The sequence below is a fragment of the Pseudomonas anguilliseptica genome, from assembly GCF_900105355.1.
GTDB lineage: Bacteria > Pseudomonadota > Gammaproteobacteria > Pseudomonadales > Pseudomonadaceae > Aquipseudomonas > Aquipseudomonas anguilliseptica.
This window is the reverse complement of the sequence record NZ_FNSC01000001.1, coordinates 4739370-4764284: the sequence shown is the minus strand read 5'-3', so window position 1 is coordinate 4764284 and position 24915 is coordinate 4739370. Positions and strand designations below refer to the sequence as shown.

The window sequence follows — 24915 nt, the reverse complement described above, 5'->3', positions numbered from 1 at the left end:
CGCAACCGTCCAGAGGGGCAGGTTGCGCATCATGGCTTAAAGGCTTTATTTCCGAGTTATTCACAGCCTTGGAGGCTTTTCTTTCGTTGAATAACCCGTCGGACGGCCTCACGTCCCGAATGGGTTGCGTTGGTTGGGGATGGCAGTTTTGGCGATCATCCGCAAACCAGGCCGCTTTTGGCGGCGTTCCCGACTATAGCAGCAATGATTAAGTGCTTCAATTCCATAAAAAATTGTTATGATTGCGCGATGACAAATCCTTCCCCTCCAACCTCCGGCGTTCAGCTGCTCGAGGTTGCGCCGGAACTTGCCGGCCAGCGCATTGATAATTTTCTCCGCACCCAGCTCAAAGGCGTGCCCAAGACTCTGATTTACCGGATTTTGCGTAAAGGCGAAGTGCGGGTGAACAAGGGGCGGATCAAACCTGAGTACAAGCTACAGGCGGGTGACGTCGTTCGTGTACCGCCGCTGCGCTTGGCTGAGCGCGATGAACCTGAGTCGCTGGCTCAGGGGCTTTTGCAGCGCCTTGAGGCAGCTATTGTCTATGAGGACAAGGCGCTGATCGTGCTGAATAAGCCGGCTGGCATCGCTGTGCATGGCGGCAGTGGTCTGAACTACGGGGTGATCGAAGCCTTCCGTCAGTTGCGTCCGGATGCCAAAGATCTGGAGTTGGTGCACCGCCTTGATCGCGATACATCGGGCCTGTTGATGATTGCCAAGAAGCGCAGCATGTTGCGCCACTTGCATGAGGCCTTGCGTGGCGATGGTGTGGATAAGCGTTATATGGCGTTGGTGCGCGGTCACTGGGCGACCGCAAAGAAGCAAGTCAATGCGCCGTTGTTGAAAAGCAATCTGCGTTCCGGTGAGCGTATGGTTGAGGTCAATCCTGAAGGTAAAGAGGCTTTGACCGTCTTCCGTGTGTTGCGCCGCTTTGGCGAATTCGCCACCTTGGTTGAGGCTAAGCCGGTGACTGGGCGTACCCATCAGATTCGTGTGCATACGCAGCATGCCGGGCACTGCATTGCCGGTGACAGCAAATACGGCGATGACGATTTCACCAAGGAAATTCGCGATCTGGGTTGTAAGCGCCTGTTTCTGCATGCCTATGAGTTGATTGTGCCGCTACCTGAAGGTGGTCAACTCAAGCTAGCAGCACCGGTTGATGAGATGTGGGCGCGAACTCTGGAGCGTCTCGGTGCGTGATTATCGGCTGTTGATCTTTGATTGGGATGGCACGTTGGTCGATTCGATTGGTCGAATCGTTGCTGCGATGCATATGGCTGCTGATGCCTGTGACTTGCCGCGCTGCACGGATGAGCAGGTGCGCGGCATTATTGGCTTGGGTTTGCCTGAGGCCATTCGCAGCTTGTATCCGGATATGCATGATGCGACTTGTGCGCAGCAGTTGCGGCACAGTTACAGCGAAAACTATCTGGCTCTTGAGGCGGAGCCTTCGGCACTGTTTTACGGTGTGGCTGAGGGGCTGGAGGCGTTTCGTGCCGAGGGCTATCGTCTGGCGGTTGCGACCGGCAAAGGGCGGCATGGTTTGCAGCGCGTGTTGGCTGGTCGCGGCTGGCTGGATTATTTCGATTACAGCCGCTGCGCCGATGAAGCGGCGAGCAAGCCAGACCCGCTGATGTTGCACGAAATTCTTGCGCAGAGCGGCGTTACTGCCAGTCAGGCGTTGATGGTTGGCGACTCGTCCTTCGATCTGTTGATGGCGCAGCGCGCGGGGATGGATTGTGTTGCGGTCGGTTATGGTGCGCAGCCTTTGCAGGCGTTACGCGAGTGTCAGCCAACGTTGGCAATAGAGTGTTTTACCGAGTTGCGCGCCTGGTTGGGTCGGCGTGCGTCTAATCAGTCAGTTGAGGTGGTTTTGCATGGCAGATGAATGGAAGGCGTCGGCAGCGGCTGATGGTGACGGTAAAAGCTGGCAGCTGCTGGAGAAGACTCTGCTGGCCGGTGTGCAGGAGCAGCGCCGTGCGCGGCGCTGGGGGATTTTCTTCAAGCTGCTGACCTTTATTTATATCTTCGGCGCGCTGGCCTTGTTCTCGCCCATGTTGGCGATGAAAAAAGGCGCGACCACCGGTAGTCATGCTGCGGTGATTGAAGTGCGCGGGATGATTGCTGATCAGGAGGCTGCCAGTGCCGACAATATTGTCAGCAGCCTGCGTGCGGCGTTTGAGGATGCCAACACCAAGGGTGTGATCCTGCGCATTAATAGCCCGGGCGGCAGTCCGGTGCAGTCGGGCTACATCTATGACGAGATTCGCCGTCTGCGCGCGGAATACCCGGCGATCAAGCTGTATGCGGTGATCACCGATTTGGGTGCGTCGGGTGCCTATTACATCGCCAGTGCGGCTGATGAGATCTATGCCGACAAAGCCAGTCTGGTTGGCTCCATTGGTGTGACTGCGGCAACCTTTGGCTTTGTCGGGGTGATGGAGAAGCTGGGTGTTGATCGTCGCGTGTATACCTCTGGCGAGCACAAGGCGTTTCTCGATCCGTTCCAGCCGCAAAAGGCCGAAGAGACCGAGTTCTGGCAGGGGGTGCTGGAAACCACTCATCGTCAGTTTATTGCCAGCGTCAAGCAGGGGCGTGGTGAGCGCTTGAAGGACGCCGAGCACCCTGAACTGTTCTCGGGTCTGGTCTGGTCGGGCGAGCAGGCTTTAACGCTGGGTTTGGTCGATGCCTTGGGCAATACCAGCTATGTGGCGCGGGAGGTGATTGGCGAGAAGGAAATCGTTGATTTCACGGTGCAGGAGTCGCCTTTCGATCGCTTCGCGAAAACCCTGGGTGCTAGCATGGCTGAGCGCATTGCCCTGTGGATGGGGTTTCAGGGGCCGGCGTTGCGCTAAGGTTTGAAGCTGTTGCAAATAAGCCCGGTCATTGATCGGGCTTGTTGTTTTTAGGGGATATCGATGCCGCTGGCCAGCAGCATGTCCACCAGGCGGATCAGGGGGAGGCCGATCAGGCTGTTGCTGTCGCTGCCTTCTGTGCTGCGAAACAGGCTGATGCCCAGGCCTTCGGCTTTGAAGCTGCCGGCGCAGTCGAAGGGTTGTTCGGCGGTTAGGTAGCGCATGATTTGCGCGTCACTGAGTGGCCGAAAATGCACGGTGAAGGGTATGCAGTCGGTTTGCTGCTGGCCGGTGGCGCTGTTAAGCAGGGTGAGGCCGGTCAGAAAGGTCACGCTGTTGCCGCTGGCGGCCAGTAGCTGTTCGCGAGCGCGCTCCAGGGTGTGTGGTTTGCCGATGATCTGTGAGCCGAGTACTGCCACTTGGTCTGAGCCGATGATCAGGTGTTGTGGGTGGGTAGCGCTCAGTGCTTGGGCCTTTTCCAGCGATAATCGGCGCACCAGGGCTTCTGCATCTTCATCAGGGCGCCGTGATTCGTCGATTTGCGGAGCGCTCCAGGTGAAGGGTAGGCGTAGGTGGGTGAGTAGTTCACGTCGGTAGGGTGAGCTGGAGGCAAGCACCAGAGGCAGCACGGCGATTTCCTTCTATATAGGGATGGTCTGAAAAAGACTTCCTGATTTTGGCAAAATATCCGCACTCCACCCGCCGAGTTTTCCGATGAAGCAGATGACCTTCGCCGACGCCGAGTACGCCGGCAAGCGCAAGCAGACCCGCAAAGAATTGTTCCTGATCGAGATGGATCGGGTAGTGCCATGGAAAGGGTTGATCGCTTTGATCGAGCCGCATTATCCAAAGGGTGAAGGCGGCCGACCGTCCTATCCGCTGATGGCGATGCTGCGAGTGCATCTGATGCAAAACTGGTTCGGTTACAGCGATCCGGCGATGGAAGAGGCGCTGTACGAGACCACCATCCTACGCCAGTTTGCCGGGCTGACTCTGGAGCGCATTCCTGACGAAACCACCATCCTCAACTTCCGCCGCTTGCTGGAAAAACACGAACTGGCTGCCGGCATCCTGGCCGTGATCAATGGCTACCTGGGTGACCGTGGTTTGTCGCTGCGCCAAGGCACCATCGTCGATGCCACGCTGATCAACGCGCCGAGTTCAACCAAGAACAAGAACGGTAAGCGTGACCCTGAGATGCACTCAACCAAGAAAGGCAATCAGTATTACTTCGGCATGAAGGCGCACATTGGGGTGGATGACGAGTCTGGCTTGGTGCACAGCGTGGTGGGTACTGCCGCCAACGTGGCGGATGTCACCCAGGTCGATAAGCTGCTGCACGGCGAGGAAAACATGGTGGGGCCGATGCCGGATATACCGGTGTCGAGAAGCGCCCCGAGCATGAGGGCCGTCAAGTGATCTGGCAGGTTGCAGCACGGCGTAGCACTTACAAGAAACTCGGTAAGCGCAGCGCGCTGTACAAAGCCAAGCGCAAAATCGAGAAGGCCAAGGCCCAAGTGCGAGCCAAGGTCGAGCATCCGTTTCGGGTGATCAGGCGTCAGTTCGGTTATGTGAAGACGCGCTTCCGTGGCCTGGTCAAAAACACGGCGCAACTGGTGACTTTATTCGCGCTGTCAAATCTGTGGATGGCGCGCCGAGATTTACTGACGAATGCAGGAGAGGTGCGCCCGTAATGCTGGAAATGGCTGTCGCGAGGTGCTCGCGGCGGCTAAAAACACAGAAATGAGCCGGTAATCTGATCGTTTTTGATCGATTTATCACTTTCGAAATCAGCAGAGGCTGACGTCAGCCAGAAATGCATGGCTACTTCAGAGGGTCCATAGGGGTTTGCAGATGGTGGGCGATTCTAGCTGTCGGTCCATATGCTGGACAGGCCGAATTTCCTTTGACAGCGGCGGGTTGCATCCCTAAAATGCGCCGCCTATGTCAAATGGCCCGATTCCACCTCACGTTGATCCGCGCAAACTAGCCGATCGCAGTGCCACCCTCGAAGGTGAGCTGCAACTGTCAGATTTGCAGCGTCTCTGCGGCCCGCTTGCCGATAACCAAGGCATGGTGCGTACGAAGTTCTTCTTCGAGCGCGACGAGCGCAATGCTGTAGTTTTTCACAGCGAGCTTGAGGTTGAAGTCAAGATGGTTTGCCAGCGTTGTCTGGAGCTGGTCACTTTGCCGATCCACAGTGCGTGTGATTACGCTGTGGTGAAAGAGGGTGGGAATACCCAGTCAGTGCCGCAAGGCTATGACGTGGTTGAGTTGGGTGAAGACCCATTGGATCTGCTGGCGCTGGTTGAGGAGGAGCTTCTGCTTGCCTTGCCCATTGTCCCGGCTCATGACCCTAAAGATTGCCAGCAGCCGACCTGCCTCGAAGAGTCCGAGTCGAGCGAGGACGAGGTAGCGCGGTCCAACCCGTTCAGTGTATTGGCGCAGTTAAAGCGTGACCCAAACGTTTAGGAGTTAATTAGTTATGGCTGTTCAGCAGAACAAAAAATCCCGTTCCGCCCGTGACATGCGTCGTTCGCACGATGCTCTTGAGGCCAGCACTCTGTCGGTCGAGAAAACCACCGGTGAAATTCACCTGCGTCACCACGTATCGCCAGAAGGCGTTTACCGTGGTCGTAAAGTGATCGACAAGGGCGCTGACGAGTAAATCTTGTCCGCTCCGATCATCGCGATTGATGCAATGGGTGGGGGCTTCGGTCCCCACTGCATTGTTCCGGCCTGCATCTCCTGTCTGGCTGAATACCCTTCGTTACACTTGGTCCTCGTCGGCCAATCCTCTCTCCTTGAATCCTTGATTGCTCGCTATCCTGGCGTCGATCGTGCACGTCTGCGCGTTGAGCATGCTGGCGAGATTATTGCCATGGATGAGCGTCCGGCTCAGGCGCTGCGTGGCAAGCCGGATTCGTCGATGCGTATCAGTCTTGAATTGCTGCGCAGTGGCGCGGCCCAGGCCTGTGTCAGTGCCGGTAATACCGGGGCGCTGATGGCGCTGTCGCGCTACGTGCTGAAAACTTTGCCGGGGATTGATCGTCCGGCCATGGTCACGGCTATTCCGACGCAGGCGGGCTTTTGTCATCTGCTTGATCTGGGTGCCAATGTCGATTGCAGCGCCGAGCACCTCTACCAGTTTGCCGTGATGGGCTCGGTTACTGCCGAGGCGCTGGGTGCAGTGCGTCCGCGTGTGGCGCTGCTGAACGTCGGCACTGAAGACATCAAGGGCAATCAGCAGGTTAAGTTGGCCGCCAGTTTGTTGCAGCAAGCGGAAGGCCTGAACTACATAGGCTTTGTCGAAGGCGATGGACTGTATCGCGGTGAGGCTGATGTGGTGGTGTGCGATGGCTTTGTCGGCAATATCCTGCTCAAGTCCAGTGAAGGCCTGGCGGCGATGATTGCCGGGCGGATTGAGGCGCTGTTCAAATCCAGTCTGGCAGCACGCATGGTGGGGTTTTTTGCGTTACCGCTGTTACGACGTTTGCAGGGGGAGTTGGCCCCTGCGCAGCACAATGGTGCGAGTTTTGTCGGGCTGCAGGGTATTGTGGTGAAAAGCCATGGTGCGGCTGGGCCAGAAGGCTTTAAAAGCGCCATTCGCCGAGCTTTGCGGGAGATTGAAGAAAATTTGCCGCAGCGTTTGCATGGTCGATTGGGTGAGCACCTGCTTTAGAATGTGACCGCAGCGGTCAGCCTGTCATCCAACTGTCAGTTTCTTGCGCTTGGCTAGGCTGGGCGCGTATTACCGACGATCACGATCATTAGGAACAGGTTTCCATGTCTGCATCTCTCGCATTCGTCTTTCCGGGTCAGGGTTCCCAGTCGCTGAGCATGCTCGCCGAGCATGGTGCGCAACGGCCGCTGATCCTAGAAACCTTCGCCGAGGCTTCCGAAGCCCTCGGTTATGACCTCTGGGCGTTGACCCAGCAAGGCCCTGAAGAACAACTCAATCAAACTGACAAAACTCAGCCGGCGATTCTCACCGCTTCTGTTGCGCTGTGGCGTGCCTGGCTTGCCGAGAGTGATGCGCGTCCGGCTTTTGTCGCCGGGCACAGCCTGGGTGAGTATTCGGCGCTGGTTGCTGCCGGTAGTTTGTCGCTGGCGGCGGCGGTCAAGCTGGTTGAGCATCGCGGTCAGCTGATGCAGCAGGCGGTTCCTGCCGGGCAGGGCGGCATGGCGGCGATTCTCGGTCTGGAAGATGCTGATGTACTGGATGCTTGCGCCGAAGCTGCGCAGGGTGAAGTGGTCAGTGCAGTGAATTTCAATGCGCCAGGTCAGGTGGTTATCGCCGGTGGCGCGGCTGCCGTTGAACGTGCCATTGAGGCGTGCAAGGCGCGTGGCGCCAAGCGCGCGATGCCATTGCCGGTTAGCGTGCCGTCGCACTGCGCACTGATGCGCCCGGCGGCTGAGCGCTTTGCCGAAGCAGTAGCGGCAATTGACTGGCAGGCACCGCAAATTGCTCTGGTACAGAACGTCAGTGCTGCGGCCGTGACGGATCTGGAGGGGCTCAAGCGTGATCTGCTGGCTCAGCTTTACAGTCCGGTGCGTTGGGTTGAATCGATCGTCTGCCTGTCTGCTCAAGGCGTGACCGATCTGGTTGAGTGCGGTCCGGGCAAGGTGTTGTCTGGTTTGAACAAGCGCTGCGTCAAAGGCATCAATACCCATAACCTGGACACCCCGGACGCCTTCGCTGCTGCGAACGCAGCTCTGGTCTGATTTAAGGAGAAACGATATGAGCCTGCAAGGTAAAGTCGCACTGGTTACCGGCGCGAGCCGTGGTATTGGCCAGGCCATTGCCCTGGAGCTAGGGCGTCAGGGCGCTGTGGTCATTGGTACCGCCACTTCCGCCCCGGGTGCCGAGCGTATTGCGGAAACTCTGAAAGCCAATGGCATCGAAGGTGCCGGTCTGGTGCTGGATGTCAGTAATGACGAATCGGTTGCCAGCACCCTGGAACATATCCAGCAACATCTTGGTCAGCCGTTGATTCTGGTCAATAACGCCGGTATCACCCGCGATAACCTGATGCTGCGGATGAAAGATGACGAGTGGTTTGATGTCATCAATACCAATCTGAGCAGCCTGTACCGGCTGACCAAGGCCGTGCTGCGGGGTATGACCAAGGCACGCTACGGGCGCATCATCAACATCGGTTCGGTGGTGGGTGCCATGGGCAACGCTGGTCAGGTCAACTATGCAGCTGCCAAGGCGGGCCTTGAAGGTTTTGGGCGGGCATTGGCGCGTGAGGTGGGGTCGCGGGCGATTACCGTGAACGCCGTGGCGCCGGGCTTTATCGACACCGATATGACCCGTGAACTGCCGGATGCGCAGCGTGATGCGCTGTTGACACAGATTCCGTTGGGTCGTTTGGGGCAGGCTGAAGAGATCGCAAAAGTGGTCGCTTTCCTCGCTTCTGATGGCGCGGCTTACGTTACAGGCGCTACTATCCCTGTGAACGGCGGGATGTACATGAGCTGAATGTGACGGGTGGCTTCAGAAAACTGTCATAGATGCTGTCTAAAATCCGTTATAAAGCTGCAACAGGTTTGTAGGCAGGTCGTTGAAGTGTTTGTGGGGCACCCCGGCATTCAGCTTGAAATGCTAAAAACCCTTTCTATACACTTGGCCGCAGAACAGTGGCCAAGATTTGTCCCATTAGGAGTGAGAACAACGTATGAGCACCATCGAAGAACGCGTCAAGAAAATCGTTGCCGAGCAACTGGGCGTCAAAGAAGAGGAAGTAACCAACAGCGCTTCCTTCGTTGAAGACCTGGGTGCCGACTCTCTTGACACCGTTGAGCTGGTGATGGCTCTCGAAGAAGAATTCGAGACCGAGATCCCGGACGAACAAGCCGAGAAGATCACCACCGTTCAGGAAGCGATCGACTACGTTACCGCTCACGCGTAAAACGTAATCGTCGGATCCCGACTCGGAAAAGCCGCACTCCCTTCATCAGGCGTGCGGCTTTTCTTTAAGCGCTTTCCAGGCGTTGAAAACTAGAAAAGGAGATTGCTGTGTCGCGTAGACGCGTCGTGGTTACCGGTATGGGTATGCTGTCGCCATTGGGTAACGATGTGCCGAGTAGCTGGCAGGGCATTTTGGCTGGCCGCAGTGGTATTGGCCTGCTTGAGCATATGGACCTTTCCGCTTTTTCCACACGTTTTGGTGGCGCGGTAAAGGGCTTCAACGTCGAGGAGTACCTGTCCGCCAAAGAGGCGCGCAAGCTCGATCTGTTTATCCAGTACGGGCTCGTTGCCAGTTTTCAGGCAGTGCGCAACTCCGGTCTGGAAGTCACTGATGCCAACCGTGAGCGTATCGGCGTGGCCATGGGCTCCGGTATCGGTGGTTTGACCAATATCGAAAACAACTGCAAGTCGCTGCACGAGCAAGGGCCGCGGCGCATCTCGCCGTTCTTCGTGCCCGGCTCGATCATCAATATGATTTCCGGTTTCCTGTCGATCCATCTGGGGCTTCAGGGGCCTAACTACGCCATCGCCACGGCCTGTACCACTGGTACGCACTGCATCGGCATGGCGGCGCGCAACATTGTCTACGGCGAAGCCGATGTGATGGTTGCCGGCGGTGCCGAAATGGCCGCGTGCGGCCTGGGCATGGGCGGCTTTGGTGCGGCGCGGGCGTTGTCGACGCGCAACGACGAGCCGACCCGCGCCAGCCGTCCGTGGGACAAGGATCGCGACGGTTTCGTGCTGTCCGACGGTGCCGGTGCCCTGGTGCTGGAAGAGCTGGAACACGCCAAGGCGCGTGGCGCGACTATCCATGCCGAGCTGATCGGCTTTGGTATGAGCGGCGACGCTTACCACATGACCTCGCCACCGGAAGATGGCGCAGGCGCTGCGCGCTGCATGACCAATGCATTGCGTGATGCCGGGCTGAATCCTGAGCAGGTGCAGTACATCAACGCCCATGGCACCTCGACCTCGGCAGGTGATAAGGCAGAAGTGGCGGCGGTGAAGTCGGTGTTCGGCGAGCATGCTTACAAGCTCGCCGTCAGCTCGACCAAATCCATGACCGGCCACTTGCTCGGCGCTGCCGGTGCGGTGGAGGCGATCTTCAGCGTCCTCGCTCTGCGCGATCAGGTGGCACCACCCACCATCAACCTGGATAACCCGGACGAAGGTTGCGACCTCGACTTTGTCGCGCACCAGGCCAAGGCCATGGCGCTGGATGTCGTGTTGTCCAACTCCTTCGGTTTTGGTGGCACCAACGGCTCGCTGGTATTCCGCAGGTTCGCCGGTTGATGCTGAGCTGGGTCGATGGGCAGCCGGTCGAGCTGCTGTCCGTCAAGGATCGCGGCCTGGCCTACGGCGATGGGCTATTTGAGACCATCGCTGTAAATGCCGGGCAGCCGGTACTGCTAGAGCGCCATCTGGCGCGTTTAGCTGAAGGCTGTGTGCGGCTGAAAATCCCCCTCGACCTACCCGCTGTACGTGCCCAACTGCTGGCCTTTAGTCAGCAGTTGGGCGAGGGTGTGGCCAAGCTCATCCTCACTCGTGGCGATGGACAGCGTGGCTATGCGCCGCCACAGCCCGGCCGGCCTCGCGTGGTGCTGCAGGCGGCCGCGAAGCCGGTTTATCCCGCCGCCTATGCCGAGCAGGGCGTACGCCTGTTTGCCTGTGCTACGCGTTTGGCCGAGCAACCGTTGCTGGCGGGGCTGAAGCATCTCAATCGGCTGGAGCAGGTGCTGGCGCGCAGCGAGTGGCAGGACGCCGAGCATGCCGAAGGCCTGATGTTGGATGCCAGTGACCGGGTGATTGAGGGTGTTTACAGCAACCTGCTAATGGTCAGTAACGCTGTGCTGGTTACCGCTGACCTGTCGCGTTGTGGGGTGGCTGGTGTGATGCGCGCCGAGCTGCTGGCCCAGGCGGCTGCGCTGGGGATCGAGTGTCAGGTGCGTGATATCAGCTACGCCGAATTGCTAGCGGCTGATGAGGTCATGCTGTGCAACAGCCTCTATGGGGTGTGGCCAGTTCGCGCTTTGCTTGCACACGACTGGCCGGTCGGCCCGCTCACCCGTAAACTGCAGGCCATTGCCCGCGATCTACTGGACTGCTGATTTGTGATACGCAAAATTTTGCTGCTGCTGGAAGGCGGTGTGCTGCTGGCTGGCCTACTGGTCGCATTTGCCGCCTGGCAACAGCATGCAGCGCTGCATCAGCCTCTGAACCTCACTGAAGAGTACCTGGTGGATGTGCCTGCAGGTGCGACGCCGGGTGGTGTGCTCAATCGCCTTGAGGCCGACGGCATCCTTGATCAGGCTTTCTGGCTGCGCCTTTACTGGCGCTTCAACTTGCGCAATCAACCGCTGCACAGTGGCGAGTATCGCCTGACACCCGGCGATACAGCGTTGGATATGCTTGGTCAGTGGCGACGCGGTGAAGTGCTGCAATACAGCCTGACGCTGGTTGAGGGCTGGAATTTTCGTCAGGTACGCGCAGCGCTGGCGCGCGAAACACGCCTTGAACTGACCCTCAGCGAGCTGAGCGATGCCGAGCTGATGAAAAAGCTCGGTCTGCCAGGCCAGAATCCGGAAGGGCGTTTTTTCCCCGATACCTACAGCTTTGTGCGTGGCATTAGCGATCTTGAGCTGCTCAAGAAGGCCCATGCGCGACTGGAGCAGGTGCTGGCCGAGGAGTGGGCACAGCGTGCCAAGGACCTGCCGTACAAGGAGCCTTATGACGCGCTGATCATGGCCTCGATGATCGAGAAGGAAACTGGCGTGCCGCAAGAGCGTGGCGAAATTTCCGGGGTCTTTGTGCGCCGTCTGCGTATCGGCATGCGCCTGCAAACCGACCCGACCGTGATCTACGGCATGGGCGAGCGCTACAACGGCCGTATCACCCGTGATGATCTGCGTCAGCCGACGGCCTACAACACCTATACCATCGACGGTATGCCGCCGACGCCGATCGCCTTAGTCGGTCGTGAGGCGATCCATGCGGCGCTGAACCCGGTTGCCGGCAGCAGCCTGTATTTCGTTGCCCGAGGCGATGGCAGTCACGTATTTTCCAACACCTTGGAGCAGCACAACCGGGCCGTGCGTGAGTATCAGCTCAAGCGCCGCGCGGATTATCGTTCGAGCCCGGCCCCAGTCGTGCCCAATAATCAGTAAGGACAGTCTGTGAGCGGTTTGTTTATCACCCTGGAAGGCCCAGAAGGCGCAGGCAAGAGCACCAATCGTGACTATCTGGCTGAGCGCCTACGTGAGCATGGCATCGATGTGCTGCTGACCCGTGAGCCAGGTGGTACGCCACTGGCTGAGCGGGTGCGTGAGCTGCTTCTGGCGCCCACTGATGAGTCGATGGCGGCCGACACCGAGCTGCTGCTGGTGTTTGCGGCGCGTGCTCAGCACCTGGCGCAGGTGATCCGTCCGGCGCTGGCGCGTGGCGCTGTGGTGCTCTGTGACCGGTTTACCGATGCCACCTACGCCTATCAGGGCGGTGGTCGGGGTCTCTCCGAGGTGCGTATCGCCTTGTTGGAGGAATTTGTTCAGGGCTCACTTCGCCCGGACCTGACCCTGGTGTTCGATCTGCCGGTTGAAGTGGGTCTGGCCCGTGCTGCGGCGCGCGGTCGGCTGGATCGCTTCGAGCAGGAAGGCCGGCAGTTCTTCGATGCAGTGCGCCAGACTTACCTGCGCCGCGCTGCCGAGCAACCGCAACGCTATCGCATTCTGGATGCCTCGCAATCTCTGAGTCAGGTACAGCGCGCGCTGGATGAGCTGCTGCCGCAACTGCTGGAGCTGCAGCGTGGCTGACGCTTATCCCTGGCAGGATTCACTTTGGCAGCAACTGGCTGGGCGCGCGCAGCATGCCCATGCCTATTTGCTGCACGGGCCGGCCGGTATCGGCAAGCGCGCGTTGGCTGAGCGGCTGATGGGGCGGCTGTTGTGCCAGCAGCCCGCTGGCCTGGATGCCTGTGGCCAGTGCAAGTCCTGCCATCTGCTGGCGGCTGGCACCCACCCGGATAACTACATTCTGGAGCCGGAAGAGGCCGACAAGGCAATCAAGGTTGATCAGGTGCGTGAGCTGGTCAGCTTTGTGGTGCAGACCGCGCAGTTGGCCGGGCGCAAGGTGGTGCTGGTCGAACCGACCGAATCGATGAATATCAATGCGGCCAACGCCTTGCTGAAAAGCCTGGAAGAACCGTCCGGTAATACCGTTCTGTTGCTGATCAGCCATCAACCCAGTCGCCTGTTGCCGACGGTGAAAAGCCGCTGCGTGCAGCAGGCTTGCCCGCTGCCAAGCGAGGCAATGAGTCTGGCGTGGTTGCAGCAGGCGTTGCCAGGCTGTAACGCGGAAGAGCATCGCGAGTTGCTGTTCCTGGCCGCCGGTTCGCCGCTGGCGGCGGTAAAGATGCATGAGCAGGGTGTTGTCGCGCAGCGTGCGCAGGTGGTCGAGGGGGTGAAGAAACTGCTCAAGCAGCAGATTTCTCCCAGCCAGCTGGCCGAAAGCTGGAATGCGGTATCCCTGCAATTGCTGTTCGACTGGTTCTGTCAGTGGTCACAGTTGATGCTGCGTTATCAACTGACCCGTGATGAAGACGGTCTCGGGCAAGCCGATATGCGCAAGGTGGTGCAGTACCTGGCGGATAAAGCCTCGCAACCAAAAGTGCTGAACATGCAGGATTGGTTGCTGGTGCAGCGCCAGAAAGTCCTCGGCAAGGCTAACCTTAACCGTGTCTTGCTTCTCGAAGCCTTGCTGGTGCAGTGGGCAAGCTTGCCCGGACCGGGCTAGAATCGGCCATTAAGTGAATAAAATCAGGAATGCCGCATGAGTCTGCCTCCTAACTTGGGCCCGCGTAACGGAATTTTGTCGCTGACAATCAAGGACAAATCCGTGCTCTATGCCGCTTACATGCCCTTTATCAAGAATGGCGGCCTGTTTATTCCCACCAACAAGAGCTACAAGCTCGGCGATGAAGTGTTCATGTTGCTCAACCTGATGGACGAACCGGAAAAGATTCCGGTCGCCGGCAAGGTGGTGTGGATCACGCCGAAGGGCGCGCAAGGCAACCGCGCTGCCGGTGTGGGTGTGCAGTTCAATGATGGCGACAACACCGCGCGCAACAAGATCGAAACCTACCTGGCTGGTGCGCTGACCTCGGATCGCCCGACGCACACCATGTAATTCGCCGTTCCCCTTTGTACTGCTCCTTTGGGAGCAGTGACTCTCAAGTGATTGCTTCCCATGCTGGTTGATTCCCACTGTCACCTTGATCGCCTTGATCTGGCCGCCCATGGCGGTTCGCTCGATGCGGCGCTGGATGCTGCGCGGGCGCGCGGCGTTGGTCATTTTTTGTGTATTGGCGTCAGCGCCGACAACGCCGCTGCAGTCAAAGGCCTGGCTGAGCGTTATGCCGATGTCGATTGCTCGGTCGGTGTGCATCCGCTGGATCTTGAGCCCGGTACGGCGCCAGCGCTGGACTGGCTGCTGGGTGAGCTGAACCACCCGCAGGTGGTGGCCATCGGCGAAACCGGACTGGACTATCACTACGAGCCAGAGTCCGCTGCGCTGCAGCAAGCATCTTTCCGTCTGCACCTCGATGCGGCGCGAATTACCGGCAAACCGGTGATCGTGCATACCCGCGAGGCGCGTGCCGACACCCTGGCGCTGCTGCGTGAAGCGGCGCTGCCGAAAGCCGGCGTGCTGCACTGCTTTACCGAAGATTGGGAAATGGCCAAGGCCGCGTTGGATATCGGCTTCTATATTTCCCTGTCCGGTATCGTCACGTTCCGTAATGCCGAAGCGCTGCGTGAAGTGGCGCGCCAAGTACCTGCTGATCGCTTGCTGGTGGAAACCGACTCGCCCTATCTGGCACCCATCCCGCATCGCGGCAAGCCGAACTTGCCGGAATACGTGCGTGATGTGGCCGAGTATCTGGCAGTGCTACGGGGTGTGAGCTTTGAGCAATTGGCTGAGCAGACCACCGCTAATTTCAAGCGCCTATTCCCGCTGGCTCGGGTGAGCTGAGCTCCTCAGATTCAGCGAAAAAATTGCCTTGAGCAATTTTTAACATCGCGTAGCGGCGGCCCGAAGGGGATTCGCCATGAGTGGCGGGCAAAAAAAACCCGGACTCTGGGGGATGAGACCGGGTTAAGACCATTAGGAGTAAATCAAGGTACGCGGTCCACGGTACCTTGCCTGACGGGGCGCTTGGGGGATACGCCGCACACCAGTACTCATCAGTATTGGTGAAGTTTGCCGAACGTCCAGGCCGTTTGCCGGCATTCTTAAACGGATTTGGAATACGGATCGCGCTGCTGAGTTCTCAAGCAGTCGCCAGCTGTTGCAGCAGTGCCAATGTCTCCTCAATCACCCTGGGTGCGGTGTAGAAATGCGGCGACAGGCGGATGCCTGCACCGCGCTGTGCGCAGATCACTTGCTGCTGTTTCAGTTGACCGAACAAGGCCGTGTTGTCCCAGCCGTCCAGGCTGAAAGTCAGGATGCCGGCGCGTTGCTGACGCTCCACGGCGCTGTGCAGATGCGCGCCGGGTATATTGCCCGGTCCATCCAGTAGCCACTGCATGCGCTCCTGCAGGGCGCTTTCGACGGCCGTCATGCCCACTTCTTCCAGCAGCGACAGGCTGGCCTCCAGGGCCATGGCGCCGAGCATGTTTGGGCTGCCGCACTCAAAACGCCGGGCGCTACGGGCGGGCTCCCAAGTGGTGCGCTGGTAGTCGCTAGCATGTTCGAGCATATGCCAGCCGTATTCATGCAGCTTGAGCTGCGCGCGCAGGTCGCTGCGGCAATAGAACACGCCGAGTCCTTCCGGGCCGAGCAGCCATTTATGGCCGTCGGCCATGGCAAAAGCACATCGGCTGGCCTGCACATCAAAGGGCAGGGCGGCGAGTTGCTGGATGGCATCGATGCATAACAGCACGCCGCGGGCATCGCAGCCCTGGCCCAGGCGCGGCAGATCCAAGCGCAAACCGCTGGCGTATTGCACGGCGCTGATCGCCATCAACCGGGTGCGCGGCCCGCAGGCGGCGAGCAGGGCGGCTTCGGCGTCACCCTGATGCAGATTGACCTGCACCACCTCGACGCCCTGGGGGGCGAGTGCTTCCCAGACAATCCGGTTGGACGGGAACTCTTCATCGCTGATCACCACCTGATCGCCTGGCCGCCAATCCAGGCCGAAGGCGACGAAGGACAACGCCTCGGAGGTGTTTTTCACCAGGGCGATATCGCTATGCGAGGGCGCGTTAAGTAGACGCTGCAGGCGCTCGCGCAGGCGCCGCTCGACTTGCAACCAGGCTGGGTAGTCACGGGCGCCGGTTTGTGCGTTCTCGATGGCAAAGCGGCTGACCGCATCGACGGCTCGTTGCGGCCAGGGGGAAACGGCTGCGTGGTTCAGATAGCGCAGGCCGGGAAGTTGCGGAAACTCGTCATGAACTGCGTACATGGTCGGATGATCCGTGCAATTTGCCGTTAGTTAGGCATAATACGCGCCTTCGTTTTTTTGACCCCGTAGTCCTTTTATGCATAAAGAACCCCGCAAGGTCCGTGAGTTTCGCCGCCGCGAACAGGAAATTCTCGACACAGCACTGAAGCTCTTCCTCGATCAGGGTGAAGACAGCGTGACTGTGGAGATGATTGCCGACACGGTTGGTATTGGCAAAGGCACCATCTACAAACACTTCAAATCCAAGGCGGAGATCTACCTGCGCCTGATGCTCGACTACGAGCGCGATCTCAACGAACTGCTGCACTCGGCGGATGTCGACCGCGACAAGGAAGCGCTGTCGCGCGCCTACTTCGAGTTCCGCATGCGCGACCCGCAACGCTACCGCCTGTTTGACCGCCTGGAAGAGAAGGTGGTCAAGGGCAATCAAGTGCCGGAGATGGTCGAACAGCTGCACAAGATTCGCGCCTCCAACTTCGAACGCCTGACCCAGCTGATCAAGGGCCGCATTGCCGAAGGCAAGCTGGAAGACGTGCCGCCGTATTTCCACTACTGCGCCGCCTGGGCGCTGGTGCACGGTGCCGTGGCGCTGTACCACTCGCCGTTCTGGAGCAATGTGCTGGAAGATCAGGAAGGCTTCTTCCAGTTCCTTATGGACATCGGCGTGCGCATGGGCAACAAGCGCAAGCGTGAGGGTGATACCCCGGCTAGCTGAGGTATTCAGCGCGTGGATATGCAGTCTGCTGCGCGGGTGGCGCACTTATACTCGGCGCCTACCTTTGCTGGAGACGCGCATGATCGTTGACCGTCAGGGCCGGCGTTTTCGTAACCTGCGCGTCAGCCTGACCGCCGCTTGCAACTATGCCTGCACCTACTGTGTGCCAGACGGCAAACGTCTGGTGGCTGCGCAGGATGAGTTGTCCGCCGAGGCCATGTTGCGTGGTGTGGCCTATCTGATTGAAGCCGCCGGCATTGAGCGCTTGCGTATCACCGGTGGCGAGCCGCTGGTCAGCCCCAAGCTGGACAGCTTTTTGCGCGGCGTCAGCCAGCTCGGTTTGACCGATATCAGCCTGACCAGCAATGGTCAGCTGCTGGCGCGCAAGCTACCGCTGCTGCTGGAATGCGGCATTCGCCGCTTGAACATTTCCCTGGACACCCTCGACGCGGCGGCATTTCGCAGCATTGCCCGTGGCGGCGATCTGGCGACCGTGCTCGATGGACTGCAGCAGGCGCGGGCGGCGGGGATGCAGATCAAGGTCAATATGGTGCCGCTACGCGGGCAGAACCTCGATCAGGTGTTACCAATGCTCGACTACTGCCTGGCGAATGATTTCGAGCTGCGGTTTATCGAATTGATGCGCATGGGCCATTTGGCCCGTGACGGCAACGGGTTTCAGCGCCAGTTTATCGGCATGCCCGAGCTGCTGGAGCTGATCGGCAGTCGCTACGACTATATTCAGGCCCACGCCCCGCTGGATGCGACCGCGCTGCGTTACGCCATCCCTGGCGTTGGCCATTTCGGTGTGATTGCCAATGAAAGTGTGCCGTTCTGCCGCACCTGCACGCGTCTGAGGCTGTCTTCGACCGGCTGGCTGCATGGCTGCCTGTCATCGAGCAATCGCCATTATGTCGGCGATCTGCTCGACAAGCCGCGCCACCAGGCCTTGCCTGTGTTGCAGGGGCTGCTGGTGAAGGCGCTGGGTGACAAGCAGGATGTGGCGTTCTCCGGTGGCGCGACGGTGATGAAGATTATTGGCGGTTAAGGCCGCCGTCTGCCTTGAGTGAAGACCATGCAAGATTTCCCCATCAGCTATATCGAGCCGGTGTTCCGTCCGCCCAGCGAAGCCCACTCGCTGATTCTGCCGGTGAATCGCCCCGGGTTTCGTGGAGGCCTCAACTCTTGAGAAGATGAGGCCATGAAAAAGACCACGACCTACTCCCCTGAAGTCCGTGAACGTGCCGTGCGCATGGTTCTGGAGCACCTCAACGACTATCCGTCCGAGTGGGCGGCCATTGAGGCCATTGCCCCGAAGATTGGCTGTGCAGCGCAAACCCTGCATGGCTGTATTCGCCGCCAGCAGACCGACGCCGGCCAGCGCCCCGGGCAGACTAGCGAAGAGCGCGAGCGTATCAAGGCCCTGGAGCGAGAGAACCGCGAGCTGCGCAAAGCCAATGAGATCCTGCGCCTGGCCAGTGCGTATTTTGCCCAGGCGGAGCTCGACCGCCGCACCAAGTCCTGAGGGCATTTGTCGATCAGCATCGTGACCGTCTCGGGGTCGAGTCGATCTGCCGCGTCTTGCAGATCGCCCCGTCCGGTTACCACAGGCACGCGGCCCGACTTCGTAACCCGGCACTGCGCTCCTGCCGTGCACAGCGTGACGACACATTGATCCCGGAAATCCAGCGTGTGTGGGACGCCAACATGCAGTGCTATGGCGCGGTGAAGGTCTGGAAGCAGCTCCGGCGAGAAGGCATCAAGGCTGCCAGATGCACGGTGGAGCGGTTGATGCGTCGGGCTGGATTGCAGGGCATAAGGCGCGGCCAGGTTGTGCGGACGACGGTGGCCGGTGACAAGTCGCTCTGCCCGCTGGATCGTGTCCAGCGGCAGTTCTACGCCGACCGCCCCAACCAACTGTGGGTGTCGGATTTCACCTATGTCTCGACCTGGCAGGGCTGGCTGTACGTGGCCTTCGTGATTGACGTGTTTGCGCGGCGGATCGTCGGCTGGCGAGTCAGTACTAGCATGAAGACCGACTTCGTGCTGGATGCCCTGGAGCAGGCGCTGTATGCCCGCCAGCCACATCGCACGGGGGTCTGATCCACCACAGCGATCGTGGCAGCCAGTACGTCTCGATCCGCTACACCGAGAGACTGGCCGAGGCCGGCATCGAGCCCTCGGTTGGTAGCAAGGGCGATAGCTACGACAACGCCTTGGCCGAAACCATCAACGGGCTGTACAAGGCCGAGCTGATTTACCGCCAGTCGTGGAAGAGCCGCGAAGCTGTTGAGATGGCGACCTTGAAATGGGTGCACTGGTACAACCACCAGCGCCTGCTGAGCTCAATCGGATATATCCCGCCTGCGGAGGCTGAGGCAAACTTCTACCAGTCAGGCCATGGCGGCCTGACTTAAACGAAATGGCCTCCACAAAAGCCGGTGCGATTCACTGCGAGCCCAACTGGGAAACCTCAGTGCGAAGTGCTTTAGGCAGCTGGTTGCGACGTACTTCGCGGATTTGGCCCTGCTCATCCTCAACCAGATAGGCCGTGCCGCTTTGGCCAAGGCCCTGCTGAACCTTTTCGCCACTCATGTAGCCGATACCGGCACCGATCAGCGCACCGACCGGGCCGCCTGCAGCACCGCCGAGCAGGACGCCTACACCGCTGCCAAAGACTTCTCCGGCACGGTTGTCTTCTGTGGTGCCGACGATCTCGGCGGCATTGGCCAGGGGGGCGATCAGGGCCAGGGCAAGCAGGAATTTGTTCATGGTGCAGTTCTCCGTAAGGCGATGTGAGGGGCTGTTCAGCCGACGGAGATAGGTTCTCAAAATGCTGATTCAGCAAGAATAACCATGATTAGCACTGCTTAATTTCATATAAAGAAATAGAACAAGCATGAAAAAGCCCTCTGAAGAGGGCTTTTTACAGTAAGCGCTCCATAAACCTCATCTACAAATGATCCGCAGGCCAGCCAATGCTGAGCTCCAATTTCTTTCTGGAGCCAGCCGTCATGATGCGCCCCGACGCCAAAGTCGAAAAAGTCTATCTATACCCCAAGCCGTTGGATTTCCGAAAATCCATCGATGGCCTGGCCGCCCTGGTCGAGCTGGATATCAAGGTGGCGGTGTTCGACCCGGTGCTGTTCGTCTTCCTCAACCGCGCGCGCAGCCGGGTGAAGATTTTGTATTGGGAGCGCAACGGCTTTTGCCTGTGGCTCAAGCGATTGGAGGCTGAACGCTTCAAGTCGCATCCGGAACCTGGCGAAGATGCGATCGTGCTGACGGCCCAGGAGTTGAACTGGTTGTTGGACGGTATCGACCTGTGGCGCAACCGGCCGCACCAGGTTTTGACCCCTAGGTTCGTCACCTGAGCCGGTATAATCCACGGCATGATTTCTGTGCCCGAAACCCTTCCTGATGACCCCGCCGCGCTCAAGCAATTGCTCGCTGAGGTGTTGTCGTCGGCGCAGGAATTGGCCAAGGACAAGGATGGGCAGATCGAGCGCCTGCGCGAACAAAACGCGCTGTTGATCCAGCGCCTGTTCGGCCGTAAATCCGAGCAGAGCAGCGACCCGGATTCACCGCAGCTAGAGATGTTCAACGAAGCGGAAAGCCTGGCCGAAGCGGCGGCTGAAGCTCCGGCCGCTGAGGTCGAGGAAGAAGTCGTTGCGCCGACCAAGCGCCGCGGCAAGCGCAAGCCGTTACCGGCCGAACTACCGCGTGTCGAGGTCATCCACGAACTGCCCGAACACGAACTGACCTGCGAATGCGGTTGCCGCAAGCAGGCCATCGGCGAAGAAACCAGCGAGCAGCTGGAAATCATCCCGATGCAGGTTCAGGTGATCCGCCACATTCGCAAGACCTATGCCTGCAAGGCCTGCGAAAGCGCGCCGGTCACCGCTGACAAACCGGCCCAACTGATCGAGAAAAGCCTGGCCAGCCCGAGCGTGCTGGCGATGCTGCTGACCAGCAAATACGCCGACGGCATCCCACTGTATCGCTTCGAAAAGATGCTCAGTCGCCATGGCATCGACATCCCCCGGCAGACCCTGGCGCGCTGGGTGATCCAGTGCGGCGAACTGCTACAACCGTTGCTCAACCTGATGCGCGACAGGCTGCTGGACAGTCCGGTGATCCACTGCGATGAAACCCGCGTGCAGGTGCTCAAGGAGCCTGGGCGCGATCCGAGCAGCCACTCCTGGATGTGGGTGCAGACCGGTGGCCCGCCTGGCAAACCGGTGATCCTCTTCGACTACACAACCAGCCGCGCGCAGGAGGTGCCGCTGCGCCTGCTCGACGGTTATCGCGGCTACCTGATGACCGACGATTACGCCGGCTACAACGCCGTGGCCGCACAACAAGGTGTTGAGCGCCTGGCCTGCTGGGCGCATGCGCGGCGCAAGTTCGTCGAAGCGCAAAAGGTGCAACCGAAGTAAGCGCTCCATAGACCCCACCTCCCTCTGGAGAGGTTTTGCGTTTTACAGTGGCGTCGTTGGTTGGCAGTTCCAAGGCAGCAGCGCTTCGTAGGCTTCAACGCTGTTGGCCAGCGGCAGGCGTTCGAGGACATGGCGCAGCCAGGCGTAGGGCTCCTGGCCATTGGTCTTGGCGGTTTCCACCAGGCTGTAGAGTTGGGCGCTGGCGGTCGCGCCTTTCGGCGTGTCGCTGAACAGCCAGTTCTTGCGACCTATGACGAAGGGCCGGATCGCGCGCTCGGCAGCGTTGTTATCGATCGGCAGGTGGCCAGCCTCGATGTAGCGTTCGAGTCGGCTCCAGTTGCTCGCCAGGTAGTTCACTGCTTTGCCCAGGGCATTCTGCGCCGTGACCTGCGGCTGGGTTTTCTCCAGCCAGGTCTTGAGCTGATCGAGGAGCGGTAGGCTGTGCTGCTGGCGGCCCCGGTAGCGCTGTTCATCGCTGGCATCCTTAAGTTCGCGCTCGATGCCGTAGAGCTTGTTGATCATCCCCAACGCGATGTCGGCACGCCCGGTTTTGCCCTTCGGTTGCACCTTTTGCGCTTCGACGAACTTGCGCCGCGCATGCGCCCAGCAGGCCAGGCGCTCAACACCTTGTTGTGCGGCCACGGCGTTGTAGCCGGCGTAATCGTCGGTCATCAGGTAGCCGCGATAACCGTCGAGCAGGCGCAGCGGCACCTCCTGCGCGCGGCTGGTTGTGTAGTCGAAGAGGATCACCGGTTTGCCAGGCGGGCCACCGGTCTGCACCCACATCCAGGAGTGGCTGCTCGGATCGCGCCCAGGCTCCTTGAGCACCTGCACGCGGGTTTCATCGCAGTGGATCACCGGACTGTCCAGCAGCCTGTCGCGCATCAGGTTGAGCAACGGTTGTAGCAGTTCGCCGCACTGGATCACCCAGCGCGCCAGGGTCTGCCGGGGGATGTCGATGCCATGGCGACTGAGCATCTTTTCGAAGCGATACAGTGGGATGCCGTCGGCGTATTTGCTGGTCAGCAGCATCGCCAGCACGCTCGGGCTGGCCAGGCTTTTCTCGATCAGTTGGGCCGGTTTGTCAGCGGTGACCGGCGCGCTTTCGCAGGCCTTGCAGGCATAGGTCTTGCGAATGTGGCGGATCACCTGAACCTGCATCGGGATGATTTCCAGCTGCTCGCTGGTTTCTTCGCCGATGGCCTGCTTGCGGCAACCGCATTCGCAGGTCAGTTCGTGTTCGGGCAGTTCGTGGATGACCTCGACACGCGGTAGTTCGGCCGGTAACGGCTTGCGCTTGCCGCGGCGCTTGGTCGGCGCAACGACTTCTTCCTCGACCTCAGCGGCCGGAGCTTCAGCCGCCGCTTCGGCCAGGCTTTCCGCTTCGTTGAACATCTCTAGCTGCGGTGAATCCGGGTCGCTGCTCTGCTCGGATTTACGGCCGAACAGGCGCTGGATCAACAGCGCGTTTTGTTCGCGCAGGCGCTCGATCTGCCCATCCTTGTCCTTGGCCAATTCCTGCGCCGACGACAACACCTCAGCGAGCAATTGCTTGAGCGCGGCGGGGTCATCAGGAAGGGTTTCGGGCACAGAAATCATGCCGTGGATTATACCGGCTCAGGTGACGAACCTAGGGGTCAAAACCTGGTGCGGCCGGTTGCGCCACAGGTCGATACCGTCCAACAACCAGTTCAACTCCTGGGCCGTCAGCACGATCGCATCTTCGCCAGGTTCCGGATGCGACTTGAAGCGTTCAGCCTCCAATCGCTTGAGCCACAGGCAAAAGCCGTTGCGCTCCCAATACAAAATCTTCACCCGGCTGCGCGCGCGGTTGAGGAAGACGAACAGCACCGGGTCGAACACCGCCACCTTGATATCCAGCTCGACCAGGGCGGCCAGGCCATCGATGGATTTTCGGAAATCCACCGGCTTGGGGTATAGATAGACTTTTTCGACTTTGGCGTCGGGGCGCATCATGACGGCTGGCTCCAGAAAGAAATTGGAGCTCAGCATTGGCTGGCCTGCGGATCATTTGTAGATGAGGTTTATGGAGCGCTTACCAACCGAAGGGCAAAACCGGGCGTGCCGACATCGCGTTGGGGATGATCAACAAGCTCTACGGCATCGAGCGCGAACTTAAGGATGCCAGCGATGAACAGCGCTACCGGGGCCGCCAGCAGCACAGCCTACCGCTCCTCGATCAGCTCAAGACCTGGCTGGAGAAAACCCAGCCGCAGGTCACGGCGCAGAATGCCCTGGGCAAAGCAGTGAACTACCTGGCGAGCAACTGGAGCCGACTCGAACGCTACATCGAGGCTGGCCACCTGCCGATCGATAACAACGCTGCCGAGCGCGCGATCCGGCCCTTCGTCATAGGTCGCAAGAACTGGCTGTTCAGCGACACGCCGAAAGGCGCGACCGCCAGCGCCCAACTCTACAGCCTGGTGGAAACCGCCAAGACCAATGGCCAGGAGCCCTACGCCTGGCTGCGCCATGTCCTCGAACGCCTGCCGCTGGCCAACAGCGTTGAAGCCTACGAAGCGCTGCTGCCTTGGAACTGCCAACCAACGACGCCACTGTAAAACGCAAAACCTCTCCAGAGGGAGGTGGGGTCTATGGGGCGCTTACGGACATTCAGACCCAGCGGGTGGGTGTCGACTTCGTGTTCTCGCACAGTAACGGCATGGACAAGGTGGTGTTGAAGGGCATCTTCTCCGCAACGAGTTCGACGTCCAACTACCTAGTTAACAACGTGCTTGAGAAAGTTGAGTTCGCCGATGGCACGGTGTGGACTTGGGAGCAAATGATGTTGGCCGGCGTTAAGCAGGTCGGTAGCGATGGTGCAGAGACCATTGTCGGCTGGGCGGGTAACGACATCCTCGATGGCGGCACGGGCAGCAATAAGCTGTATGGCGGTGCCGGCAACGACACGCTGAAGGTACATCTCTCCTCAAAAGACAACCTACTCTCAGGTGGTACTGGCGACGACACGCTCGTCGGTAGTTATTACGCCGATACCTATGTGTTCAACCTGGGTGATGGTGTGGACACCATCACCGATAGCGGGGGCAATGATCAACTGCTCTTGGGTCTGTCCCCCGATCAGCTCTGGTTTCAGCGCAATGGCAATAATCTCGATGTCTTAGTTGAGGGCACCAGTGATCGCGTTACTGTGAGTAACTGGTATTCCAATGGCGCTTCGCGAATAGAGTCGTTGCAGAGCTCTGGTGGTCTTGCGCTTACTGCAGCCCGTGTCCAAACCTTGGTCGATGCGATGGCCTCGTTCGGTGTGCCTGCTGGTGGTGAGTCCAACCTCACTGCCGATCAGCGGGCGCAGCTGGATGTGGTGATTGCAGCCAACTGGCAATAGCTCTATGCGTTGATTGAAAGAAAGGGCTCGTTGAAAGGCGAGCCTTCTCTTTAACTGCAAGTCATCCCCTATGGGTAAGTGATAACTCAGGTAAGCCCTCCACGGA

25 protein-coding genes, 5 pseudogenes and 1 other annotated feature are annotated in these 24915 nt (G+C 59.4%); of the genes and pseudogenes, 25 read left to right on the top strand and 5 right to left on the bottom strand.

Features of this window, described 5'->3' with window-relative positions; translation table 11 throughout:
• The first annotated feature begins 249 nt into the window (after positions 1-249).
• From rluC to BLW24_RS23230, 3 genes are read left to right on the top strand one after another with little or no spacing between them, the layout of a single operon-like run.
• Entirely contained in the window at positions 250-1203 is a 954-nt protein-coding gene (gene rluC / locus BLW24_RS23240) for a 23S rRNA pseudouridine(955/2504/2580) synthase RluC (RefSeq protein WP_090387276.1), read from the top strand.
• Positions 1196-1891 (top strand): HAD-IA family hydrolase, encoded by a 696-nt coding sequence (locus BLW24_RS23235; protein WP_208600208.1) that lies wholly within the window; start codon positions 1196-1198, stop codon positions 1889-1891. The genes rluC and BLW24_RS23235 overlap by 8 nt, the downstream gene beginning before the upstream one ends.
• Positions 1881-2858 (top strand): S49 family peptidase, encoded by a 978-nt coding sequence (locus tag BLW24_RS23230; protein WP_090387274.1) that lies wholly within the window; start codon positions 1881-1883, stop codon positions 2856-2858. Before BLW24_RS23235 ends, BLW24_RS23230 begins: the two co-directional genes overlap by 11 nt.
• 50 nt (positions 2859-2908) lie before the next feature.
• On the opposite strand, the gene BLW24_RS23225 is transcribed toward BLW24_RS23230, so the two are convergent.
• Positions 2909-3487, bottom strand: coding sequence for a Maf family protein (locus BLW24_RS23225; RefSeq protein ID WP_090387272.1), 579 nt, complete (start codon positions 3485-3487; stop codon positions 2909-2911).
• Between the two features lie 85 nt (positions 3488-3572).
• Between BLW24_RS23225 and BLW24_RS23220 the strand changes: the two are divergent.
• From BLW24_RS23220 to BLW24_RS23155, 14 genes and pseudogenes are all read left to right on the top strand, one after another.
• Positions 3573-4552: pseudogene (locus tag BLW24_RS23220) on the top strand (IS5 family transposase).
• A 250-nt stretch (positions 4553-4802) separates the two neighbouring features.
• Positions 4803-5330, top strand: coding sequence for a YceD family protein (locus BLW24_RS23215; protein ID WP_090387270.1), 528 nt, complete (start codon positions 4803-4805; stop codon positions 5328-5330).
• A 13-nt stretch (positions 5331-5343) separates the two neighbouring features.
• Positions 5344-5526, top strand: coding sequence for a 50S ribosomal protein L32 (gene rpmF, locus BLW24_RS23210; protein WP_002552688.1), 183 nt, complete (start codon positions 5344-5346; stop codon positions 5524-5526).
• Positions 5527-5529: 3 nt separating this feature from the next.
• Positions 5530-6540, top strand: coding sequence for a phosphate acyltransferase PlsX (gene plsX, locus BLW24_RS23205; protein WP_139272738.1), 1011 nt, complete (start codon positions 5530-5532; stop codon positions 6538-6540).
• A 104-nt stretch (positions 6541-6644) separates the two neighbouring features.
• Complete coding sequence (gene fabD, locus BLW24_RS23200) at positions 6645-7583, top strand: ACP S-malonyltransferase (RefSeq protein ID WP_090387266.1); 939 nt, start codon at positions 6645-6647, stop codon at positions 7581-7583.
• Positions 7584-7599: 16 nt separating this feature from the next.
• Positions 7600-8343, top strand: coding sequence for a 3-oxoacyl-ACP reductase FabG (gene fabG / locus BLW24_RS23195; protein ID WP_090387264.1), 744 nt, complete (start codon positions 7600-7602; stop codon positions 8341-8343).
• A 196-nt stretch (positions 8344-8539) separates the two neighbouring features.
• Positions 8540-8773 (top strand): acyl carrier protein, encoded by a 234-nt coding sequence (gene acpP, locus BLW24_RS23190; protein WP_058066290.1) that lies wholly within the window; start codon positions 8540-8542, stop codon positions 8771-8773.
• Positions 8774-8880: 107 nt separating this feature from the next.
• Positions 8881-10125: a beta-ketoacyl-ACP synthase II gene (fabF, locus tag BLW24_RS23185; RefSeq protein WP_090387263.1), complete on the top strand. Its 1245-nt coding sequence runs from the start codon at positions 8881-8883 to the stop codon at positions 10123-10125.
• On the top strand, positions 10125-10940 hold the full coding sequence (pabC, locus tag BLW24_RS23180; protein WP_090387261.1) for an aminodeoxychorismate lyase: 816 nt from the start codon (positions 10125-10127) through the stop codon (positions 10938-10940). Before fabF ends, pabC begins: the two co-directional genes overlap by 1 nt.
• Before the next feature lie 3 nt (positions 10941-10943).
• Positions 10944-11996, top strand: a complete 1053-nt coding sequence (mltG, locus tag BLW24_RS23175) for an endolytic transglycosylase MltG (protein ID WP_090387259.1) — start codon at positions 10944-10946, stop codon at positions 11994-11996.
• Between the two features lie 9 nt (positions 11997-12005).
• Entirely contained in the window at positions 12006-12638 is a 633-nt protein-coding gene (gene tmk, locus BLW24_RS23170) for a dTMP kinase (RefSeq protein ID WP_090387257.1), read from the top strand.
• On the top strand, positions 12631-13617 hold the full coding sequence (locus tag BLW24_RS23165; protein ID WP_090387255.1) for a DNA polymerase III subunit delta': 987 nt from the start codon (positions 12631-12633) through the stop codon (positions 13615-13617). The genes tmk and BLW24_RS23165 overlap by 8 nt, the downstream gene beginning before the upstream one ends.
• Before the next feature lie 36 nt (positions 13618-13653).
• Positions 13654-14010: a PilZ domain-containing protein gene (locus tag BLW24_RS23160; protein ID WP_090238100.1), complete on the top strand. Its 357-nt coding sequence runs from the start codon at positions 13654-13656 to the stop codon at positions 14008-14010.
• 60 nt (positions 14011-14070) lie between these two features.
• Complete coding sequence (locus BLW24_RS23155) at positions 14071-14853, top strand: TatD family hydrolase (RefSeq protein WP_090387253.1); 783 nt, start codon at positions 14071-14073, stop codon at positions 14851-14853.
• Positions 14854-15151: 298 nt separating this feature from the next.
• Here the strand turns inward: BLW24_RS23155 and BLW24_RS23150 are convergent, their stop codons facing one another.
• Positions 15152-16285: an aminotransferase class V-fold PLP-dependent enzyme gene (locus BLW24_RS23150; RefSeq protein WP_090387251.1), complete on the bottom strand. Its 1134-nt coding sequence runs from the start codon at positions 16283-16285 to the stop codon at positions 15152-15154.
• Positions 16286-16361: 76 nt separating this feature from the next.
• Between BLW24_RS23150 and BLW24_RS23145 the strand changes: the two genes are divergently transcribed.
• The 4 genes and pseudogenes from BLW24_RS23145 to BLW24_RS23135 all read left to right on the top strand — a co-directional run bounded on the left by BLW24_RS23145 (position 16362) and on the right by BLW24_RS23135 (position 19417).
• Entirely contained in the window at positions 16362-17000 is a 639-nt protein-coding gene (locus BLW24_RS23145; protein ID WP_090247979.1) for a TetR/AcrR family transcriptional regulator, read from the top strand.
• A gap of 79 nt (positions 17001-17079) precedes the next feature.
• Positions 17080-18048: a GTP 3',8-cyclase MoaA gene (locus BLW24_RS23140; RefSeq protein WP_090387249.1), complete on the top strand. Its 969-nt coding sequence runs from the start codon at positions 17080-17082 to the stop codon at positions 18046-18048.
• Between the two features lie 27 nt (positions 18049-18075).
• Positions 18076-18153 (top strand): annotated as a pseudogene (locus BLW24_RS26720) (hypothetical protein); the annotation flags it as partial.
• Between the two features lie 48 nt (positions 18154-18201).
• Positions 18202-19417: pseudogene (locus BLW24_RS23135) on the top strand (IS3 family transposase).
• Positions 18480-18596 (top strand) — a sequence feature (AL1L pseudoknot). (Overlaps the previous pseudogene by 117 nt.)
• 31 nt (positions 19418-19448) lie before the next feature.
• On the opposite strand, the gene BLW24_RS23130 reads toward BLW24_RS23135, so the two are convergent.
• Positions 19449-19772, bottom strand: coding sequence for a hypothetical protein (locus tag BLW24_RS23130; protein WP_090387247.1), 324 nt, complete (start codon positions 19770-19772; stop codon positions 19449-19451).
• 206 nt (positions 19773-19978) lie between these two features.
• On the opposite strand from BLW24_RS23130, the gene tnpB (BLW24_RS23125) reads away from it, so the two are divergent.
• Together tnpB (BLW24_RS23125) and tnpC (BLW24_RS23120) are read left to right on the top strand one after the other, a co-directional pair.
• Positions 19979-20374, top strand: a complete 396-nt coding sequence (gene tnpB, locus BLW24_RS23125; RefSeq protein WP_244161055.1) for an IS66 family insertion sequence element accessory protein TnpB — start codon at positions 19979-19981, stop codon at positions 20372-20374.
• Between the two features lie 18 nt (positions 20375-20392).
• A pseudogene (gene tnpC / locus BLW24_RS23120) lies at positions 20393-21436 on the top strand (IS66 family transposase); the annotation flags it as partial.
• Between the two features lie 45 nt (positions 21437-21481).
• On the opposite strand, the gene tnpC (BLW24_RS23115) reads toward tnpC (BLW24_RS23120), so the two are convergent.
• Together tnpC (BLW24_RS23115) and tnpB (BLW24_RS23110) are read right to left on the bottom strand one after the other, a co-directional pair.
• A complete protein-coding gene (gene tnpC, locus BLW24_RS23115; protein WP_090375474.1) occupies positions 21482-23038 on the bottom strand; it encodes an IS66 family transposase in 1557 nt (518 codons plus the stop codon).
• Positions 23039-23056: 18 nt separating this feature from the next.
• A complete protein-coding gene (tnpB, locus tag BLW24_RS23110; RefSeq protein WP_244161054.1) occupies positions 23057-23452 on the bottom strand; it encodes an IS66 family insertion sequence element accessory protein TnpB in 396 nt (131 codons plus the stop codon).
• 47 nt (positions 23453-23499) lie between these two features.
• Here tnpB (BLW24_RS23110) and tnpC (BLW24_RS23105) point away from each other — a divergent pair.
• Both tnpC (BLW24_RS23105) and BLW24_RS23100 read left to right on the top strand, forming a co-directional pair.
• Positions 23500-24021 (top strand): annotated as a pseudogene (gene tnpC / locus BLW24_RS23105) (IS66 family transposase); the annotation flags it as partial.
• The gene (locus BLW24_RS23100; protein WP_139272737.1) at positions 23991-24809 is read left to right on the top strand and encodes a calcium-binding protein; all 819 of its coding nucleotides are present in this window, start codon (positions 23991-23993) and stop codon (positions 24807-24809) included. The pseudogene tnpC (BLW24_RS23105) and the gene BLW24_RS23100, both read left to right, overlap by 31 nt.
• Positions 24810-24915: the final 106 nt, after the last annotated feature.

Bases quoted from the DNA above. Each gene is read 5' to 3' on its own strand.
- rluC (WP_090387276.1), top strand. From the start codon at position 250: ATGACAAATCCTTCCCCTCCAACCTCCGGCGTTCAGCTGCTCGAGGTT.
- BLW24_RS23145 (WP_090247979.1), top strand. From the start codon at position 16,362: ATGCATAAAGAACCCCGCAAGGTCCGTGAGTTTCGCCGCCGCGAACAG.
- BLW24_RS23130 (WP_090387247.1), bottom strand. From the start codon at position 19,772: ATGAACAAATTCCTGCTTGCCCTGGCCCTGATCGCCCCCCTGGCCAAT.
- tnpC (WP_090375474.1), bottom strand. From the start codon at position 23,038: ATGATTTCTGTGCCCGAAACCCTTCCTGATGACCCCGCCGCGCTCAAG.
- fabG (WP_090387264.1), top strand. From the start codon at position 7,600: ATGAGCCTGCAAGGTAAAGTCGCACTGGTTACCGGCGCGAGCCGTGGT.
- fabD (WP_090387266.1), top strand. From the start codon at position 6,645: ATGTCTGCATCTCTCGCATTCGTCTTTCCGGGTCAGGGTTCCCAGTCG.
- acpP (WP_058066290.1), top strand. From the start codon at position 8,540: ATGAGCACCATCGAAGAACGCGTCAAGAAAATCGTTGCCGAGCAACTG.
- BLW24_RS23150 (WP_090387251.1), bottom strand. From the start codon at position 16,285: ATGTACGCAGTTCATGACGAGTTTCCGCAACTTCCCGGCCTGCGCTAT.
- BLW24_RS23140 (WP_090387249.1), top strand. From the start codon at position 17,080: ATGATCGTTGACCGTCAGGGCCGGCGTTTTCGTAACCTGCGCGTCAGC.
- BLW24_RS23230 (WP_090387274.1), top strand. From the start codon at position 1,881: ATGGCAGATGAATGGAAGGCGTCGGCAGCGGCTGATGGTGACGGTAAA.
- rpmF (WP_002552688.1), top strand. From the start codon at position 5,344: ATGGCTGTTCAGCAGAACAAAAAATCCCGTTCCGCCCGTGACATGCGT.
- pabC (WP_090387261.1), top strand. From the start codon at position 10,125: ATGCTGAGCTGGGTCGATGGGCAGCCGGTCGAGCTGCTGTCCGTCAAG.
- tnpB (WP_244161054.1), bottom strand. From the start codon at position 23,452: ATGCTGAGCTCCAATTTCTTTCTGGAGCCAGCCGTCATGATGCGCCCC.
- BLW24_RS23160 (WP_090238100.1), top strand. From the start codon at position 13,654: ATGAGTCTGCCTCCTAACTTGGGCCCGCGTAACGGAATTTTGTCGCTG.
- tnpB (WP_244161055.1), top strand. From the start codon at position 19,979: ATGCTGAGCTCCAATTTCTTTCTGGAGCCAGCCGTCATGATGCGCCCC.
- BLW24_RS23155 (WP_090387253.1), top strand. From the start codon at position 14,071: ATGCTGGTTGATTCCCACTGTCACCTTGATCGCCTTGATCTGGCCGCC.
- BLW24_RS23215 (WP_090387270.1), top strand. From the start codon at position 4,803: ATGTCAAATGGCCCGATTCCACCTCACGTTGATCCGCGCAAACTAGCC.